Annotated in this window: 10 protein-coding genes; 7 read left to right on the top strand and 3 right to left on the bottom strand. The window is 44.5% G+C overall.

Annotated elements, in window-relative coordinates; genetic code table 11:
• Positions 1 to 10: 10 nt before the first annotated feature.
• The 3 genes from HMPREF9441_RS12665 to HMPREF9441_RS12650 all read left to right on the top strand — a co-directional run bounded on the left by HMPREF9441_RS12665 (position 11) and on the right by HMPREF9441_RS12650 (position 7,466).
• Positions 11 to 1,498, top strand: coding sequence for a TolC family protein (locus HMPREF9441_RS12665; RefSeq protein WP_244949766.1), 1,488 nt, complete (start codon positions 11 to 13; stop codon positions 1,496 to 1,498).
• Positions 1,499 to 1,530: 32 nt separating this feature from the next.
• Complete coding sequence (locus HMPREF9441_RS12660) at positions 1,531 to 5,544, top strand: DUF707 domain-containing protein (RefSeq protein WP_008621796.1); 4,014 nt, start codon at positions 1,531 to 1,533, stop codon at positions 5,542 to 5,544.
• 650 nt (positions 5,545 to 6,194) lie between these two features.
• Entirely contained in the window at positions 6,195 to 7,466 is a 1,272-nt protein-coding gene (locus HMPREF9441_RS12650; RefSeq protein WP_008621792.1) for a VapE domain-containing protein, read from the top strand.
• Positions 7,467 to 7,575: 109 nt separating this feature from the next.
• On the opposite strand, the gene HMPREF9441_RS12645 is transcribed toward HMPREF9441_RS12650, so the two are convergent.
• The 3 genes from HMPREF9441_RS12645 to HMPREF9441_RS12635 are packed head-to-tail and all read right to left on the bottom strand — an operon-like array spanning position 7,576 to position 10,273.
• Entirely contained in the window at positions 7,576 to 8,154 is a 579-nt protein-coding gene (locus tag HMPREF9441_RS12645; RefSeq protein WP_008621791.1) for a LutC/YkgG family protein, read from the bottom strand.
• Positions 8,151 to 9,536: a lactate utilization protein B gene (locus HMPREF9441_RS12640; protein ID WP_008621790.1), complete on the bottom strand. Its 1,386-nt coding sequence runs from the start codon at positions 9,534 to 9,536 to the stop codon at positions 8,151 to 8,153. Before HMPREF9441_RS12640 ends, HMPREF9441_RS12645 begins: the two co-directional genes overlap by 4 nt.
• A complete protein-coding gene (locus tag HMPREF9441_RS12635; RefSeq protein WP_008621789.1) occupies positions 9,533 to 10,273 on the bottom strand; it encodes a (Fe-S)-binding protein in 741 nt (246 codons plus the stop codon). The genes HMPREF9441_RS12640 and HMPREF9441_RS12635 overlap by 4 nt, the downstream gene beginning before the upstream one ends.
• 235 nt (positions 10,274 to 10,508) lie before the next feature.
• Here HMPREF9441_RS12635 and gyrA point away from each other — a divergent pair, with 235 nt between their 5' ends.
• The 4 genes from gyrA to HMPREF9441_RS12615 all read left to right on the top strand — a co-directional run bounded on the left by gyrA (position 10,509) and on the right by HMPREF9441_RS12615 (position 16,599).
• The gene (gene gyrA, locus HMPREF9441_RS12630; RefSeq protein WP_008621787.1) at positions 10,509 to 13,076 is read left to right on the top strand and encodes a DNA gyrase subunit A; all 2,568 of its coding nucleotides are present in this window, start codon (positions 10,509 to 10,511) and stop codon (positions 13,074 to 13,076) included.
• Positions 13,077 to 13,102: 26 nt separating this feature from the next.
• Positions 13,103 to 14,293: a UDP-N-acetylglucosamine--peptide N-acetylglucosaminyltransferase SPINDLY family protein gene (locus HMPREF9441_RS12625; RefSeq protein ID WP_244949765.1), complete on the top strand. Its 1,191-nt coding sequence runs from the start codon at positions 13,103 to 13,105 to the stop codon at positions 14,291 to 14,293.
• Positions 14,294 to 14,377: 84 nt separating this feature from the next.
• The gene (locus HMPREF9441_RS12620; protein ID WP_244949764.1) at positions 14,378 to 15,655 is read left to right on the top strand and encodes a tetratricopeptide repeat protein; all 1,278 of its coding nucleotides are present in this window, start codon (positions 14,378 to 14,380) and stop codon (positions 15,653 to 15,655) included.
• Between the two features lie 2 nt (positions 15,656 to 15,657).
• Entirely contained in the window at positions 15,658 to 16,599 is a 942-nt protein-coding gene (locus HMPREF9441_RS12615; protein WP_008621777.1) for a tRNA-dihydrouridine synthase family protein, read from the top strand.
• The last annotated feature ends 8 nt before the right edge of the window (positions 16,600 to 16,607 follow it).

Raw genomic sequence — 16,607 nt, 5'->3', positions numbered from 1 at the left:
GCAAATCATCATGGAAAAAACGTATAATAAAATACATAAATTCATTCTCCTTTTGGGTATCACGCTTTTTCCCAAGCAAGCCTTGGGGCAAGTTTTGAACATGAGATTGGACCAGTGCATAGAAATAGCTATAAGACAGTCACCGGAAGTTCTCAAGCATAAACATGCCTTTTTATCTTCCTATTGGTTGTATAAAGCTTACCAAGCCGGCCTTAAACCCCAAGCTGTATTGCAAACCACTCCCATAGAATATAGCCGTACGTTCATCAAACGTTACGACTACACCCAAAATATAGATATCTACCGTCCACAGCGTTATTGGGCCACGTCATTGGGCTTGTCTGTATCCCAATCCATCCCTTTTACGGGAGGCACTCTCACCCTTTCTTCCGGATTGGACTATATCAGGAATATAGGAACAGACAACAACGAGCAATACTCAACCGTTCCAGTAAGCCTCGGTTATTCACAATCGCTGTTCGGTTATAATCCGTTAAAGTGGAGCAAGAAGATAGAGCCTCTAAAATACCAAATAGCCCGTCAAAAATACATCTATGCCATGGAATCCACAATCCTTGAAACCGTCAACCGTTTTTTCGACTTGGCATTGCTGCAAGAAGAGCATAGGATGGCTTCGGAAACGCTGCATTCTTGCGATTCCCTGTATTCTGCCGGAAAAGAACGGTATAAAATGTCAGCCATATCAAAAGCGGACCTATTGGCTTTGCAAGTAGACCTTATCAATGCAGAGAATGCTTCCGTCCAAATAGCGCACCAAAAGGAAGAGGCTCTTTCTTCCTTTCTGCTATTTCTGCAAATTGATAAGCCAATGGACATTGAGTTGGAAATTCCGCCGCTTCCTAAAATTTCTTCGATTTCTCCCCAGAAAGCAGTCAGCCTCATGCAAACGAATAATCCCAACGTATTGGAAGCCCACATGCAGGTTAGAGAATCGGAACAAGACTTGGAACGAATAAGGAAAACAACTGGGGTTGATGCCTCTTTTTCGGTTGGTATCGGATTCAACAAAGCTGCCGGAAAATTTCACGAAGCCTATTCCCATCTGCCAAGGCAAGATTATTTCAGTATGAGCATAAAGGTTCCTATCTTGGATTGGGGAGCCGGAAAAAGCAAAAGGAATGCCGCCAAAAGCAATTTAGAACAAATCAGGATTTCCGTAAACCAAAATATAGAAGACCTGAAAGAAAAAGTGTTGCAAACGACCCTGCGATTTAACCAAAACAGAATTTTGACCGACAAAGCGCAAAAGGCATTCCAAATGGCACTATCGTCTTACCAAATATATAAATCACGTTTCATTTTAGGTAAAGAGGATGTCAGTTCCGTAACATTATCCTTGAACCGCCAACAAGAAGCACAACGTAATTACCAACAGGCATTAAGCGATTACTGGACTTATTATTATACGATACGTACATTGACGTTGTATGATTTTGAAAAAGAAGAAAATTTATCTTATACTTTACCTATTTACTAAATAAATCCATTAACTTTAATCTTATTAAGGACATGAAGCAAGTTATACTCTTTTTGAGCGGAAAATCTGATTTTTGCACCATAAAAAAAATCGACAAGCTATCGATTATGAATAGAGATGACGCAAATGATACGATATTTTTGTATCATCAAAAGGAACAAGAAGTCCCGGATACAATTAAAAGTGTCCCACATTATACATTCACTTCCGATATTTTGCATAATATGGGATACACCCCCATAGGACAACAATTATTGCCGGGCAGCAATCATTTCCCTTTGCTTAAGTTTTACCTATCATACCCTAACTATGACTACTATTGGCTCATTGAAGATGACGTGTATTTTAATGGTAATTGGGATTCTTTTTTCAACTTATTCACTACACATTCTTTTGACCTTATTTCAGCATATCTGAAAATTTATCAGGAAGAGCCAGAATGGCCCTGGTGGAAGACCTTACATACAGGAAACGAATGCCTCGACAATAACAACAAGATACATTCTTTCAATCCGGTATACAGATTGTCTGTCCGAGCACTTTCATATATCCACGAAGCACTTTCAAATGGTTGGAGCGGGCATCATGAAGTATTAATCCCCACCTTGCTGTCTTTACGGGGATGTAGTATAGCCGATATGGGTGGGGACGGTTATTATGTGATTAAAGGATTTCGCAACAAACTTTACGATAAAAACACCTTTTCACACCTCCCGTTAAAACCTCAAGAAAAAAGGGCCGATATGCTTTACCATCCCATAAAAGAGAAGTATATGTCCACAGCATACAAGCTAAAAAAATATTGCATAATCTCATCTGTAGGTTCTAACAGTTTACACAAAGAGTGGTCGAAAGGCAAAGAATCCGCCTTGTTTGACTTACATTTGATTGTATATGACCAATCGTTCAATAATTTTTATGACGATGCCGACTTTATCAGTTACAGCAAAGGATATAAACTAAAATTGGTATTTGATTATTTACAGCATCATCCGGAGTATTTGGAACACTATGAATATTTCTTTATCCCAGACGATGATATTCAAACTGATGCTTTCCAAATAGCCCGATTGTTCGAACTAATGAAAGAATATCATTTGGAAATAGCGCAGCCCTCTTTGTCTGAATCTTATTTTAGCCATCCGCATACTTTACGTGACAAGTATTGCCTTTTACGTTATACTAACTTCGTGGAAATGATGCTTCCCTGTTTTTCACGACAAGCGTTGAAAAAGGTATTACATACATTCAACGCCAATGAAAGCGGATGGGGAACAGAATACCATTGGGCAAAACTCATTGGTTCAAACCATCGGGATATGGCAATCATAGACCAAATCCACATGGTACATACTCGTCCTATTCAATCTTTCAATCCGAAAAATGCACAAGAAGCGTCTGAATATATCAAAAAATACAATTTAGATACCCACATCTACGAATGGGGCTACATCCCCAACTCCCATGATCATACGGTAAATATCATCAACCGCGACCAATACAAACAAATTATCAGGATGTCTGAAACCTCGGCTTCCAATATCATGAAATTAATAAGAAGCAACAAAATCAACAGACTTGGATTGGACGGTATTACAGGTTGTGCGTTGTTTCTCGCAGCATACTCAAGAATATCTGAAAAAAAACTCTTTGCGGACATGTCCTTAACCCTCATTGAAAAAGTGGGGAAAAAAGCATCTTTATTCAGAAATGATATGAATTTTGTTTCCGGACTGCCAGGATTCTGTTGGTGTGTTGAATGGTTGGCACAAAATGGATTCATCTACAACGATACCAATGACATATTAATCGAAGCATGTGCATTCATTAATAAAAAGATAAAAACAGACTTAAAGGTTCTGCCCGCAGGACAACTTTTGGGATTGGTATGGTATTATTCCATAAGATTGTCAAATTCGGAAAACACCCAACACACAATCTATAAAGAAGAATGTGAAATACTCGATAATACCGTAAAAATACTTAAAAACAAGGGAGTCAACGACTGTCCTAAAATTAGCACGAACGGAATTTCTTTGCTCTTCAAATTCTTTATTCCTTATTTGGATATGGCTATTTCCTCATCAGAATCACTTTATCCCAAAATATTGCAAACAGCATGGAATTCTCTGTTCCTTACTTCACGAATTCTATTCCCTGAAATAGAAAATATAAATAAAGGCAAGTATCCATTTACCGGATTCTCTGTCATTATGCCCATATATAATCAAGGACATTTTGTCAAAAGAGCCATACTCAGTTTGAAAAAACAAACCTTAAAAAATTGGGAGCTAATTATCGTGAACGATGGCTCAACCGACTGTAGTCATGATGTAATACAAACTGAATTAGAGGACAAACGAATAACTTATATAACTTATTTGCAAAACAAAGGATTGGGGTATGCACTAAACAAAGGGTTAGAAAAAGCAAGATTTTCTCATATCGCATATTTACCTGCTGACGATTTTTACTATCCTTGCCACTTGGAAAACTTTAAGAACATATTTGAATATGAAAGCAATACCATATTGACGTTCTCTGGTATGAAATATAATGATACCGATTCGTTTTTTAGAAGAAGCGATACAAAAACTTTAGGCTGTAGAAAAGGATACTCTCTTCAATTAGTACAAACAGCACATCGAAAAACAAAAAACAAATGGATGGAAAGAGAGGAAATGGTTACAGAAGACCTATTCATCATGTTTTGGAACAAGCTTGTTGGACAAGGATTATTTGTACCTACTTGCCAAATTACTGCTAATTGGACTAACCACCCATATCAAAGACATAAAATTTGCAATGAAAACTTTGGAGGAAGTATATATAAATACAAATGGTATTACCATGTAAAAACCCCCATACGCATCCGCATGTCGGAATATAAAATCATTAACGAACATGAACTTTATAAAACTATACCACATATATATACAGAAAAAGTACAATTAAAAATTCTGATTATTGGTTCGTTGGCCTATAACCCTGAACGAATTTGCTCCTTGGAAATACATGGATGTAAGTTATATGGATATTGGAAACCTGAACCGTTATATGCTTACGAATCTGTCGGTCCTTTTCCATTTGGAAATATCGAAGACATACCCAATGACGAATTTTGGATTGAACGGGTAAAAGACATCAGACCAGATATTATTTATACAGTTTTCAGTGCAACTTCCATCCGATTTGTTTATGACAGCATAACAGCACTACAACATGCAGGAATACAAATTCCTTTTGTGTGGCATTTAAAAGAAGGACCACAGATTTGTATAAGATATGGAGAGTGGGCACATCTGATGGAGTTATATTGCCATTCTGCAGCCAACATTTTCACCAATGAAATGACAAAATTGTGGTTCGAACAGTTTCAGGCTAATGATAAACCCTATATGATACTAGATTTGGAATTACCTAAACAAGAATATTTCACAAATAACTTTTCTAGAAAGCTATCATCCCAAGACAATGCTATCCATACGGTTGTCGTAGGACGAATGATCGGATTAACTACCAAAGAACTAAAACATTTAGCACAAAACAATATTCATATACATTTATATTCAGAAAGCTATCACAAACAAAAAAATGAAATGACGCAATACTGTCTTGAGATAGCTCCTCGTCATTTTCATGTGCATGCACACTGCCCCGCCAATCATTGGGTAGAAGAATTTTCACAATACGATGCAGGCTGGTTGCATAACTTTATCAGCGACAACGAGGATGACTTGCTTCGCTTGTCATGGGATGACATCAACTATCCCTGCCGTATCGGAGTATTTGCAGCCGCTGGAATTCCAATGATACAACGAAATAATCCTTTCTGCAAAGTCGCTTCACAAAACTTATTACAAGAACAAAATATTGGAATTTTGTATAACAACATAGAAGAATTATCCATTTACTTACATGACACAAAGAAAATGGCATTATTGGCACAAAATGTCATGAAACAAAGAATGAATTTTACTTTCGATTCCCATGTGCCGGAACTAATTAGGCTTTTCAAAAATTTGATTCGTACAAATGAAAAATAATATTTAGACTTATTTCAAAACTAATATTAAAAAGTTGGAAATAATAATAAAATGGGGCTTTGCTACTTGCCCGGCACTATTTGATTCTGTCCCTTTCGTATACAAGGGAACACAAATAGAGGTCATATATCAAAAGAAACGAATGACATTACGTAAGGCTATAACAATGATAAAGAACAATATGAAAAGAAAATTATAATGAAAGATGTAGGCCTTATGGCATACAAAAATGGCGATATAATCTGCGCCAAACGATTTTCCGTTCTGCTGCAAACGATTTTTCAATCTCCTGAGTTCGATTTTTGGATGTACTGGTTCCATCTTATGCCCCCTTTCATACTGAAAACCGAATCAGGAAAAAGCATGGATAGCCGTGGGAAAGATTCATCTTACTCTACCTCCTACAAACAGTTTTTCTCCCGAAAAGGTTCGCTTCCTTCATACCTCTTCTGTACCAACGCTTTAAGGTGAACTTTCTACCGTACAATCCTTCACCGGGATTTCACCGGAAAACGGGTTGTCCGCATGAAATTGTTTTTAACGAATTTGCAGTTGCATTGGTTTTCAACGCGTTACGGTGAAGGGCTTGACAAAGGCTTTTTCATGTCGTATATTTGCAGGTGGAAAACATAACAGAAAACACAAAGCCTATGGACTTCAAGAAAATCGCGCATGCCGCCGTCTGTCGGTGGAATGAAAAACGTCGTACGGACAAAACGTCGGATACCCATCGTACTTCCTTACCGGAGGCCGCACCCGCTGTCCGTGAGGCAGTATCCCCAAAAGCTGCCAACCTCGAGTCCGCCCTCGGCGGCTTCCTCGCCGAACGATACGAATTCCGCTTCAACGTGCTCACAGAAGTCACGGAATTCCGTAGCAAATCAGATAAGAGAAACGGAACCTTCCGGCCCGCCACGGAACGAGACCTGAACGCCATCTGCCTCGAAGCGCACCGCCACGGCATCGACTGTTGGGACCGCGACGTGGCACGCATGGTGCACTCCGCCTACGTGCGGGAATACCATCCCTTCCGGCAGTATTTCCAACGCCTCCCGGCATGGGACGGACGCGACCGACTTCACGGACTGGCCACCCGTGTGTCGGACAGTCCCTTATGGGTACAGGCTTTCCACCGGTGGATGCTCGGACTGGCCGCACAATGGGCCGGACTCTCCGACGGGCTGCACGCACACAGCACCGCGCCCCTTCTCGTCAGCGACGAACAAGGACTCGGAAAGTCCACCTTCTGCCGCGCCCTGCTGCCACCAGAGTTGCAGGCCTACTACACCGACAGCGTGGACCTCGTGCGTCCCGACAAAGTGGAACGGCAACTCACCGAGATGGGGCTGCTGAACTTGGACGAGTTCGACCGCATACCCGAGAAGAAACACCCGCTCCTGAAAAACCTCATGCAGCTCTCCGCCCTCAACCTGCGCAAGGCGTACCGGCGGCACAGCCAAGCCCTGCCGCGCATCGCCTCCTTCATCGGCACGTCCAACTCGCGCGAACTGCTTTCCGACCCTTCGGGAAGCCGTAGGTTCATCTGTGTGCTCGTGGAGCATCCTATCGACAGCACGGGCATCGACCATGCGCAGGTCTACGCCCAACTGAAAGCAGAACTGGAAAACGGGGAACGGTACTGGTTCAGCCACGGGGAAGAGAATGCCCTGCGACTGCACAACGCGGCTTTCTACCGCATCTGCCCGGCTGGGGAGGTATTACGCCGTTACTATCGTGCGGCTCAGCCAAACGAGAAGGTACGCCCGCTTTCGCTGCCCGAAATTTTCGCACGGTTGCGGCGGTTGGAACCCGGAGCGATGGCAGGCGTGACGCTGCCCAAGTTGGCCCAGGCCCTCGTGGCCGCAGGGGTGCAGAAAGTGCACACGCATTACGGAAACCGATACAGGGTGGCGGAAAGGTGATGGTGGGTATATGAAAGGCGCAAATGCTGAATATTCCTTTGAAAAATAGGCTTCCGTGAGAGAATGAAAATAGGGGCAAGTGGCTGATGCGCTTGCCCCATTTCTGGGATTACTTTAAAATGACCAAACATGTGCATGCCCCGTGTGCCCCCATGACCAATGCCTGTTCGATATCGGCTGTTTTGGAAGGGCCGGAGATGAAAGTGCCGAAAGGGTAGGTTTGCCCGGCGAGAAGTTCGTAGGCTTCTTGCATATTATGGACCAGGGAATGTCGGTCGAGGACAATGACTAAGGCTTCAGCAATGAAATAGAGTGCTTTGTGTTTTACGTTCTGAGGAATCCAGACCGCACCGTTTTCCGCTACGCCGAACGCTCCTTCTACGACCGCCACGTCGGTACCGTCCAGTTCTTGTGCCTCGGCCAATGTGTCGGGACGTATGGTAGCACAGGTGATCTCTTCCATCTGTGAAGCGATTTTGCGAGCCTCGGGAAAGTGGCTGCGAATGATGTCGTTGATGTCTTCCGCTTCCTGTAGGACGACCGCCTTGCCTCCGACAAACTGGCTGATTTCGCAGAAACGGCTTATTTTGTCCGGGTAAACCGTAGCTTTTATTTCCCAATCCGGATATTCGTACCTTTGTACGGTGTTTTGGCGGATGGCTGTCAATATCTCGTCTTTACTGCTCATTTTTTATCCTCCTTTCTTTGTACTTTACCTTTTTTCCACATGCTGTTGAACGATTCCCCGGCGAATTTCGGCAGTTCGCGGCCTTTTCCCCATTCGTTCAGGCGGTTATATTTGATTGCGTCTGGCATGACATTGACCATAGGAGCAGCCCAGAGGGCGGCGTTGAACAGCACGGGGCGCTCCATCAGAAATTTCATGCCGGCAGACATGAATTGCTTCTCGGTATTGGCTTTGCCGATGTCCTTCAACGTTTGTCTCCAACGGTAGATTTGTTCTCCCAAATCTACTTTGGCCGGGCAGACATTGGAGCAAGACAGGCAGAGGGAACAGGCCGACAAGTTGTCATAGTACTTCGACGGGTCGTGAGCCATTCCCAAGTTTATTCCGATGGGACCCGGAATGAAATAAGTATATGAATAGCCTCCGCTGTGCCGGTAAACCGGACAGGTGTTCATGCAGGCGCCGCAACGGATGCAGTTCAGCGTCCGGATATGGTCGGGGTGAGAGAGGATGCGGCTTCGCCCGTTGTCTACGATAATGATATGGTATTCACCTCCTTCGCGCGGCGTACGATAATGAGACGTGTAGGTCGTGATAGGTTGACCTGTTCCAGAACGTGCCAATAAACGGGTGAATACGCCTAAAGCTTTCATGTCCGGTACGATTTTTTCCAAACCGAAGGCCGCGATGTTCAGTTTCGGGCAGGATGTGCCCATATCGGCGTTGCCCTCGTTGGTGCACACGACGATGTCTCCCGTGGAGGCTACAGCAAAATTCGCTCCTGTCATGGCAGCTTCGGCATGCAAGAAAATATTTCGCAGGTTTTTTCGAGCCACATGCGTCAGGTAAGTCGGGTCGTAGTTGCCTTTTTCGGCATTCATCTTCTCTTCGAACAGCAGGCCTACTTGTTCGCGCTTGATATGAATGGCCGGCATGACGATATGGCTGGGTGGAAGGTGCATCAGTTGCAGGATGCGTTCACCCAAATCGGTTTCCACTACATCTATGCCTTTAGATAACAAGAACGGATCCAGTTCGCATTCTTCCGAAAGCATGGATTTACTTTTGACGAAACGGGTCACTTGATGTTCTTTAAGCAGGCCATAGATGATCTGTCGGTATTCTTCTGCGTCTTTAGCCCAATGTACGATGGCACCGTTTGCCGTGGCGTTCTTTTCAAATTCTATCAGCAGTTCCTCCAAATGGCTGTTGGAATAGAGTTTCAACTGGCATGCTTTTTCCCGAAGGTCTTCCCATTCGGGTACCTCCTTGCTCATTTTGTCTCTTTTGGCACGTACCATCCACAGGGTTTCGTTGTGCCATGCCGCCATGTCGCCGTTCCGGAGGAACTTTTCGGCAGCTTTGGAATGTAAGGTGCTCATAACTGTGACGCTAATATTTCTACAATATGAATCGTTTGGATGGGAAGTTTCTCACGGTCGATGACTCCCTGCATGTGCATCAGGCAGGAGCTGTCGGCTCCGGTAATATATTCGGCCCCGGTTTCGCTGTGGTGCCTGATTTTGTCTTTTGCCATACAGACGGATACGGCCTGTTCTTCGATTGCGAACATTCCGCCGAAACCGCAACATTCATCTATGTGGGACGGTTCGCATACTTCGATGTCTTTCACCATGAGTAGCAAATCCCGTAATTTATTATAATAAGGAATATTGCGTTCACTGGGAGAGGACAAGTGAAGTTCCCTTACGCCGTGGCAACTGTTGTGCAGGCTGACTTTGTGAGGGAAGCGGGCGTCCAAATGTTCCGGCTTGACGACGTCGTGGATGAACTCGCACAAATCATATATTTTCTCCGCACTCTCGCACCGATGTCCTTCTTGTGCCAATATGTCGGGATGGTTTTGTTTGACGAAAGCCACACAACTGGCCGACGGTCCTACAATGTAATCGTATGACTGGAACAAGGTTTCGAAACGCCGGGCCAGCCGTGAGGCCTCATTTTCGAATCCGGCATTGGCCATGGGTTGCCCACAACACGTTTGGTCTAAAGGGTAATCTACGTCGACTCCCAACCGGCTTAAAATTTTATATGACGCCACTCCGACCTGGGGGTATATGGCATTGATGTAGCAAGGGATAAATAAACCGACTTTCATATTTTGGGTTGTTTTGAATTTGGTACAATATTAGTGTTTGGTTCGTATGCCTGCCGGTATGCGTTGGCCAATAGCTGCAAAGTTATAAAAAAGCATGGTTCTATTCTATTATTCGTGCTGCCTTTTGATTCGTAAACCATTAATTTTTGGCTGTTTTCTTTCGTATTCTCTCAAAAAGTAGTAATTTTACGTGCTTTTTGGCAAGTGGTATTTATAATAGTAACAGATATAAATAATGTTAGACCAAGACAGAATAATAAAGGTGAACATTGAAACCGAGATGCGTAAATCGTATATCGACTATTCAATGTCCGTAATTGTATCCCGTGCTTTGCCTGATGTGCGCGACGGATTTAAACCTGTGCATCGTCGCATTCTCTATGGAATGAGGGAACTGGGTAATACGCACGACAAACCATATAAAAAATGTGCCCGTATCGTAGGAGAAGTGTTGGGTAAGTATCATCCGCATGGAGATTCTTCCGTTTATGGTGCATTAGTGCGTATGGCACAAGAATGGAGCATGCGTTATACGCTGGTGGACGGTCAGGGAAACTTCGGTTCCGTCGATGGGGATAGTGCTGCTGCCATGCGTTATACGGAGGCTCGCCTGCAGTTGATGGGCGAAGCTATGATGGATGACTTGGAAAAGGAAACCGTAGACATGATGAACAACTTCGACGATACGTTGAGGGAGCCTACGGTTATGCCGACAAAAATACCGAACTTGCTGGTAAACGGTGCCAGTGGTATCGCAGTGGGAATGGCCACTAACATCCCCACGCATAATTTAGGGGAAGTCATTGATGCTTGTGTGGCTTATATAGACAATCGGGATATTGACATCGACGGACTGATGGAGTATATCAAGGCTCCTGATTTTCCTACCGGTGGCTTTATTTACGGTATGCAAGGCGTACGCGATGCCTACGAGACGGGGCGCGGACGTGTGATTATGCGTGCCCGTGCTGAGATAGAGCCGGGAGAGAATCACGATAAGATTGTCATTACGGAGATTCCTTACGGGGTGAACAAAGCGGAGCTGATTAAACAGATTGCCGATTTGGTAAACGACAAGAAGATTGAAGGCATCAGCAATGCCAATGACGAATCCGACCGTGAAGGCATGCGTATCGTGGTGGATGTGAAACGCGACGCCAACGCAAATGTCGTATTGAACAAATTGTTCAAGATGACTCCGTTGCAGACCAGCTTCAGCGTGAATTGCATAGCGTTGGTGAAGGGGCGTCCCAAGTTGTTGTCTCTGAAGGATTGCATCTCTAACTTTGTGAACCATCGTCACGATGTGGTCATCCGTCGGACGCAGTATGATTTGCGCAAGGCGGAAGAACGTGCCCATATTTTGCAAGGTTTGATTATTGCGAGTGATAACATCGACGAAGTCGTGCATATTATTCGCAGTGCCCAGAATCCGCAGGCCGCCATCGAAGGTTTGATGAACCGTTTCGAACTGGACGAGGTACAGGCCAAAGCCATCGTAGAGATGCGTCTGCGTCAGTTGACGAACCTGATGCAGGAGCAGTTGCGTAACGAATACGATGAACTGTTGAAACAAATCGAATATTTCAAACAGATACTGAGTGATGAAGACCTTTGCATGAAAGTAATCAAGGACGAATTGATCGAGGTTAAAGAGCAGTTCGGCGACGAACGGCGTTCGGAAATCGTATATTCGAGCGAAGAATTCAATCCTGAAGATTTTTATGCTGACGACGAGATGGTTATCACCATCAGTCACATGGGATATATCAAGCGTACGCCTTTGGCCGAGTTCCGGGCACAGGCTCGTGGTGGCGTGGGCAGCAAGGGAACGAGCACTCGCGATACGGACTTTGTGGAATACATCTATCCGGCTACGATGCACAACACGATGCTCTTCTTCACGCAGAAGGGTCGCTGTTTTTGGATGAAAGTATATGAGATACCGGAAGGTGCCAAGAACTCTAAGGGACGTGCCATTCAGAATATGTTGAATATCGACCCGGATGATGCTATCAATGTTTGCTTGCGTATCAAGAACCTGAACGATGCGGAATTCTGCCGTTCGCATTATGTGGTGTTCTGCACGAAGAACGGTATCATCAAGAAAACCTGCTTGCAGGAGTATTCCCGTCCGCGTACCAATGGGGTCAATGCCATTACGATTCGTGAAGACGACCGTGTCATCGGCGTGCGTCTGACAAATGGCGAGAATGAAATCATCATCGCTAACAGAAACGGTCGTGCCATTCGTTTCCATGAAAGCAAAGTGCGTGCCATGGGACGTACGGCTACTGGTGTGAGAGGTATGACCATCGACGAGGACGGTAGCGACGAAGTGGTAGGCATGGTATGTGTGAACGACCCGCAGACGGAAACCATTATGGTGGTCAGCGAGCAAGGCTATGGCAAACGTTCTGATATAGAGGATTATCGTGTGACAAACCGGGGCGCGAAGGGTGTGAAGACACTGAACATCACGGAGAAAACCGGTAAGTTGGTGGCTATCAAAGTCGTGACGGACGAGAACGACCTGATGATTATTAACAAGAGCGGTATAACGATACGTCTGAAAGTGGCTGATGTCCGTATTATGGGACGTGCCACACAAGGTGTCCGTTTGATTAATCTTGAGAAGCGTAATGACCAAATCAGTAGCGTATGCAAGGTACAGACGGAGGACGAAGAAGAAGAGACGGAAATGTTGAGTGACGGTGTGGCTCCGGTGATGGATGAGTCGGAAGGCAGTTCTGATGCATCGGTTTCAGAGTCCCGTGACGAAGAGACTGAAACGAATGAATGAGTTTAAAACTTTTAATTTATAAAGTTATGAATAAATACGTATTATCAATTGCATTGCTGGTTGCTTCAACCGGTGCTTTCGCGCAGAACAGACTGGTGAAAAAAGCTCAGGGATTGATTAACAACAATCAAATAGAGGAAGCCCAGACGTTGTTGACGGAAGCTTTGAACAGCGGAGAAACCAAAGACATGGCTTTGGCTTGGGATGTTCAGGGAGATTTGTACCAAAGGCTTTTTGCAGACGAACTGAACAAAGCGGCTGCTCACCAGCCTTTGGATACGGCAAAGTTTGCTAAAAACCTGTATGCTTGTCTGGACGCATACGAAAAATGCAACGAGTATGACGAGAAAAAGGAATATGCGGAAAAGAACAAAGGCAACTTGATGAAGTTCCGTACTTTCTTGATGTACGTCGGTCAGTTTGACTTCCAAAATCAGAATTTTGCGGGAGCTTATAAAGCATACGATGCGTGGTTGACTTATCCGCAGAACCATAAACTGGTGGCTGATGAGCCGAAGGTGTTGAACGATAGTGTATTTGACAAAAATCAAGTAGCTTATTATGCTTGTCTGGCAGCTTACCAGGGTAAAGATTTTGATAAGGTCGCTACTCATTTGGAAGAGGCATTGAAGTATGATAAAGAAGCCAAGACGGTAAAACAATTACATTTGATGACACTCTTGGAAAAGGGAGATACGGCTCAATGGGTTGATGCTTCGAAGAAGTATGCAGTGGCAGATGAGGTGATAGCCCAGAATTTGTTAGCTTATTACACCGAAAAGAAGAACGATGCGGCTTCGTTGGAGTTTGCCAACAGTCTTTTGGCGGCCGACCCGAATAATAAGATTGCCAATTATTCAAAAGGTGTAGTATTGTTCGGTCAGGAGAAATTTGAGGAAGCTCTGCCGTTCTTTGAGAAGAGTGCGGAAATAGATCCTACTTTTACGGATGCTTATTACAATGCCGGTGTATGCTGCTGTAATACAGGATATGGCATCAACGAAGCAATCGGTAAGACGAAGAACATGAAGAAAGCCGAATATGACAAGGAGATTGAAAAAGTGAAGTCTTGGTATAAGAAGGCAGAACCGTTCTTCCTGAAAGTCAAGGAACTTGAGCCTGACAATCCGCAGAGATGGGCTTCTCGTCTGAAGACGGTGTATTATATAACCGGAGAAAAGGCTAAAGAAGCAGAGATGGATACTTATCTCAAGTAAGCGGTAGGAGATAATGATAAAGTAAAAAAGAATTGGGGTGGTGTTCAATGAAAGTGTGGGCATCACCCTTTTGTTTTATATAGGATGAGTAGATTGAGTTTTTGGGCAATGGTTTGTATGTTCGGGGTTTGTTGTCAGACACTGGACGGTGCCAATGTGGTTCGTGAAGCGCGTAAAACCATAAAGAACGCCAGATATGAGGAGAACGGGGATGAAGCCAAGAAGGTAAGGGAGCGGCTGGATGCCGCAGAGAAGAGCCTGATGGATGCGCTCTCCGGCGAGAAAAAAGTAGTGAAACGTGCAGAACTGTATTATACGGCGGCATTGGTGCAGTGCAGGTTGAATGACATTGAAAACGAAAAAATCTATTTGAAACGTGCATACGATACGGTGCTTTATTATAATAGTATCTACAATGCCTATAAATATTTCGAGAAATGTGATTCCGTGGAGTTGGCTTCAGACTACAAAGGGCGTTTTAAGTTTCGTTCGTCGGCTCGTAAGAGACTGCTGGAACATCGTGCCAATTTATTGAATGGCGGACGCTTCTATTTGAGAAAGAAGAATTATACGGAAGCATTCCGATTCTTGGATTTATATTTGTCTTCGGCCGAATATCCGGCATTGAAGAGCGACTTCTTGAATCAGACGGATACGATGTATTCCCGTGTGGCCTATTGGATTATAGCCACAGGATACCATATCGGGGCTTACGAGGGCGTGATACGTTATGCTCCGATGGCTTTGCGTTACTTCAAGAACCAACAGTATGTGCAGGAGTATCTTTGTAGGTCGCACTTGGCTTTGAATGATACTGCAGCTTGGGTGAAGGAATTGAAAAGGGGTATTGTGAATTTCCCTGACCATACATATTTTTTCACCAGCTTGCAGGAGTTTCTGAATCGTAAAGGGAAATACGACGACGCGTTGTTGTTTGCAGACCGGATGATACAATACGACCCGAAGAATGCTTTGTTCTGGTATGCAAAGGCATTGGTGTACATGCGTAAAGATGACTATAAGAATTGTATAGCGAATTGTGATGTGGTTCTGACTCTGGACAGCATGAATATTGAGGCTAATTATTTTAAGGGGCTGGCTTATTGCAATATGGCCAAAGCGTCTTCCGATGCGATGAAAAAATCAGAGCTGAAAAGTGCTGCATATCGGAAATACAGAACGGAAATGATGACGTATTACGCATTGGCAGAGGAGCCTTTGGAACAGGTGCGTCGGTTGTCTCCGGATAAGGCTTCCCGTTGGGCGCCTTTGCTGTATCAAGTTTACCTGAATCAGAACAAGGGAGCGGAATTCGATGAAATGGAACGTATTATACGGGATATAAAGAAACCGGAAAAATAGATATGGAAAGACTAAAGATATATATGGCTCCTTTGCAGGGGCTTACGGAGGCTCCTTACCGCAATGCTTTTGAGAAACACTTCGGTGGAGTGGATGTGTACTACACACCTTTCATCCGTTGGGAGCACGGTGGCCTGAGAAGAAAGGATGTACGTGATTTGCATCCGGATGCAAACAAAGTAGGGCATCTTGTTCCTCAAATCATAGCGGCTTCGGCCGAAGAGGCAGAACAGATTCTGGCTCAGGTAGTTCCCTATGGATATCAGGAGGTGGATTTAAACATGGGCTGCGCTTTTCCCATGTTGGTGAAAAAGGGAAAGGGATGCGGTCTCTTGCCTGAACCTGAACGGGTGAGAGGATTGCTACAGGTAGTGGAACGTTATCCGGACATCTCTTTTTCCGTAAAAATGCGTTTGGGATATGAGAATGCGGCAGAGTGCATGGAGCTTCTTTCTGTGTTGAATGAGACTCGTTTGTCACGGGTGGTGGTGCATGCAAGAACAGGACGGCAGCAATATAAGGGGGAATGCGACCGTGAGGCTTTTCTTCGTTTTGCCCGTGAATGTCGCCATCCGGTAGTTTATAACGGCGATGTCACGACGGTAGAGTCTCTTAGTGAATTACAGCAGGGAATGCCCTTTTTGGAAGGCGTCATGATGGGACGTGGGTTGTTGGCAGCCCCTTGGGTAGCTATCGAATACCATGAGGGCACGGCGTGGAGCATGGAGCGGCGCATGTCGTCCTTGCGGGCGTTGCATGCGGATTTGTTGGACCATTATGTCCAGACACTCGAAGGGGGCGAGAAGCAACTGCTGACGAAAATGAAAGCTTTTTGGGAATATATATATCCCGAAGGTGACCGGAAATGCCGCAAGAAAATTCATAAGGCACAGAAAATGGCGGATTATACACAAGCCGTCTTCCAACTTTTGAGCGGATATTAAAATAGTTA

The sequence above is a fragment of the Paraprevotella clara YIT 11840 genome (assembly GCF_000233955.1).
GTDB classification, from domain to species: domain Bacteria; phylum Bacteroidota; class Bacteroidia; order Bacteroidales; family Bacteroidaceae; genus Paraprevotella; species Paraprevotella clara.
Note: the sequence above shows the minus strand (reverse complement) of the source record. Positions and strands in the feature narration are given on the sequence as shown.

Coding starts and splice junctions, on each gene's coding strand:
- HMPREF9441_RS12645 (WP_008621791.1), bottom strand. CDS start 8,154: ATGAGCAGTAAAGACGAGATATTGACAGCCATCCGCCAAAACACCGTA.
- HMPREF9441_RS12635 (WP_008621789.1), bottom strand. CDS start 10,273: ATGAAAGTCGGTTTATTTATCCCTTGCTACATCAATGCCATATACCCC.
- HMPREF9441_RS12615 (WP_008621777.1), top strand. CDS start 15,658: ATGGAAAGACTAAAGATATATATGGCTCCTTTGCAGGGGCTTACGGAG.
- gyrA (WP_008621787.1), top strand. CDS start 10,509: ATGTTAGACCAAGACAGAATAATAAAGGTGAACATTGAAACCGAGATG.
- HMPREF9441_RS12620 (WP_244949764.1), top strand. CDS start 14,378: ATGAGTAGATTGAGTTTTTGGGCAATGGTTTGTATGTTCGGGGTTTGT.
- HMPREF9441_RS12650 (WP_008621792.1), top strand. CDS start 6,195: ATGGACTTCAAGAAAATCGCGCATGCCGCCGTCTGTCGGTGGAATGAA.
- HMPREF9441_RS12640 (WP_008621790.1), bottom strand. CDS start 9,536: ATGAGCACCTTACATTCCAAAGCTGCCGAAAAGTTCCTCCGGAACGGC.
- HMPREF9441_RS12665 (WP_244949766.1), top strand. CDS start 11: ATGGAAAAAACGTATAATAAAATACATAAATTCATTCTCCTTTTGGGT.
- HMPREF9441_RS12660 (WP_008621796.1), top strand. CDS start 1,531: ATGAAGCAAGTTATACTCTTTTTGAGCGGAAAATCTGATTTTTGCACC.
- HMPREF9441_RS12625 (WP_244949765.1), top strand. CDS start 13,103: ATGAATAAATACGTATTATCAATTGCATTGCTGGTTGCTTCAACCGGT.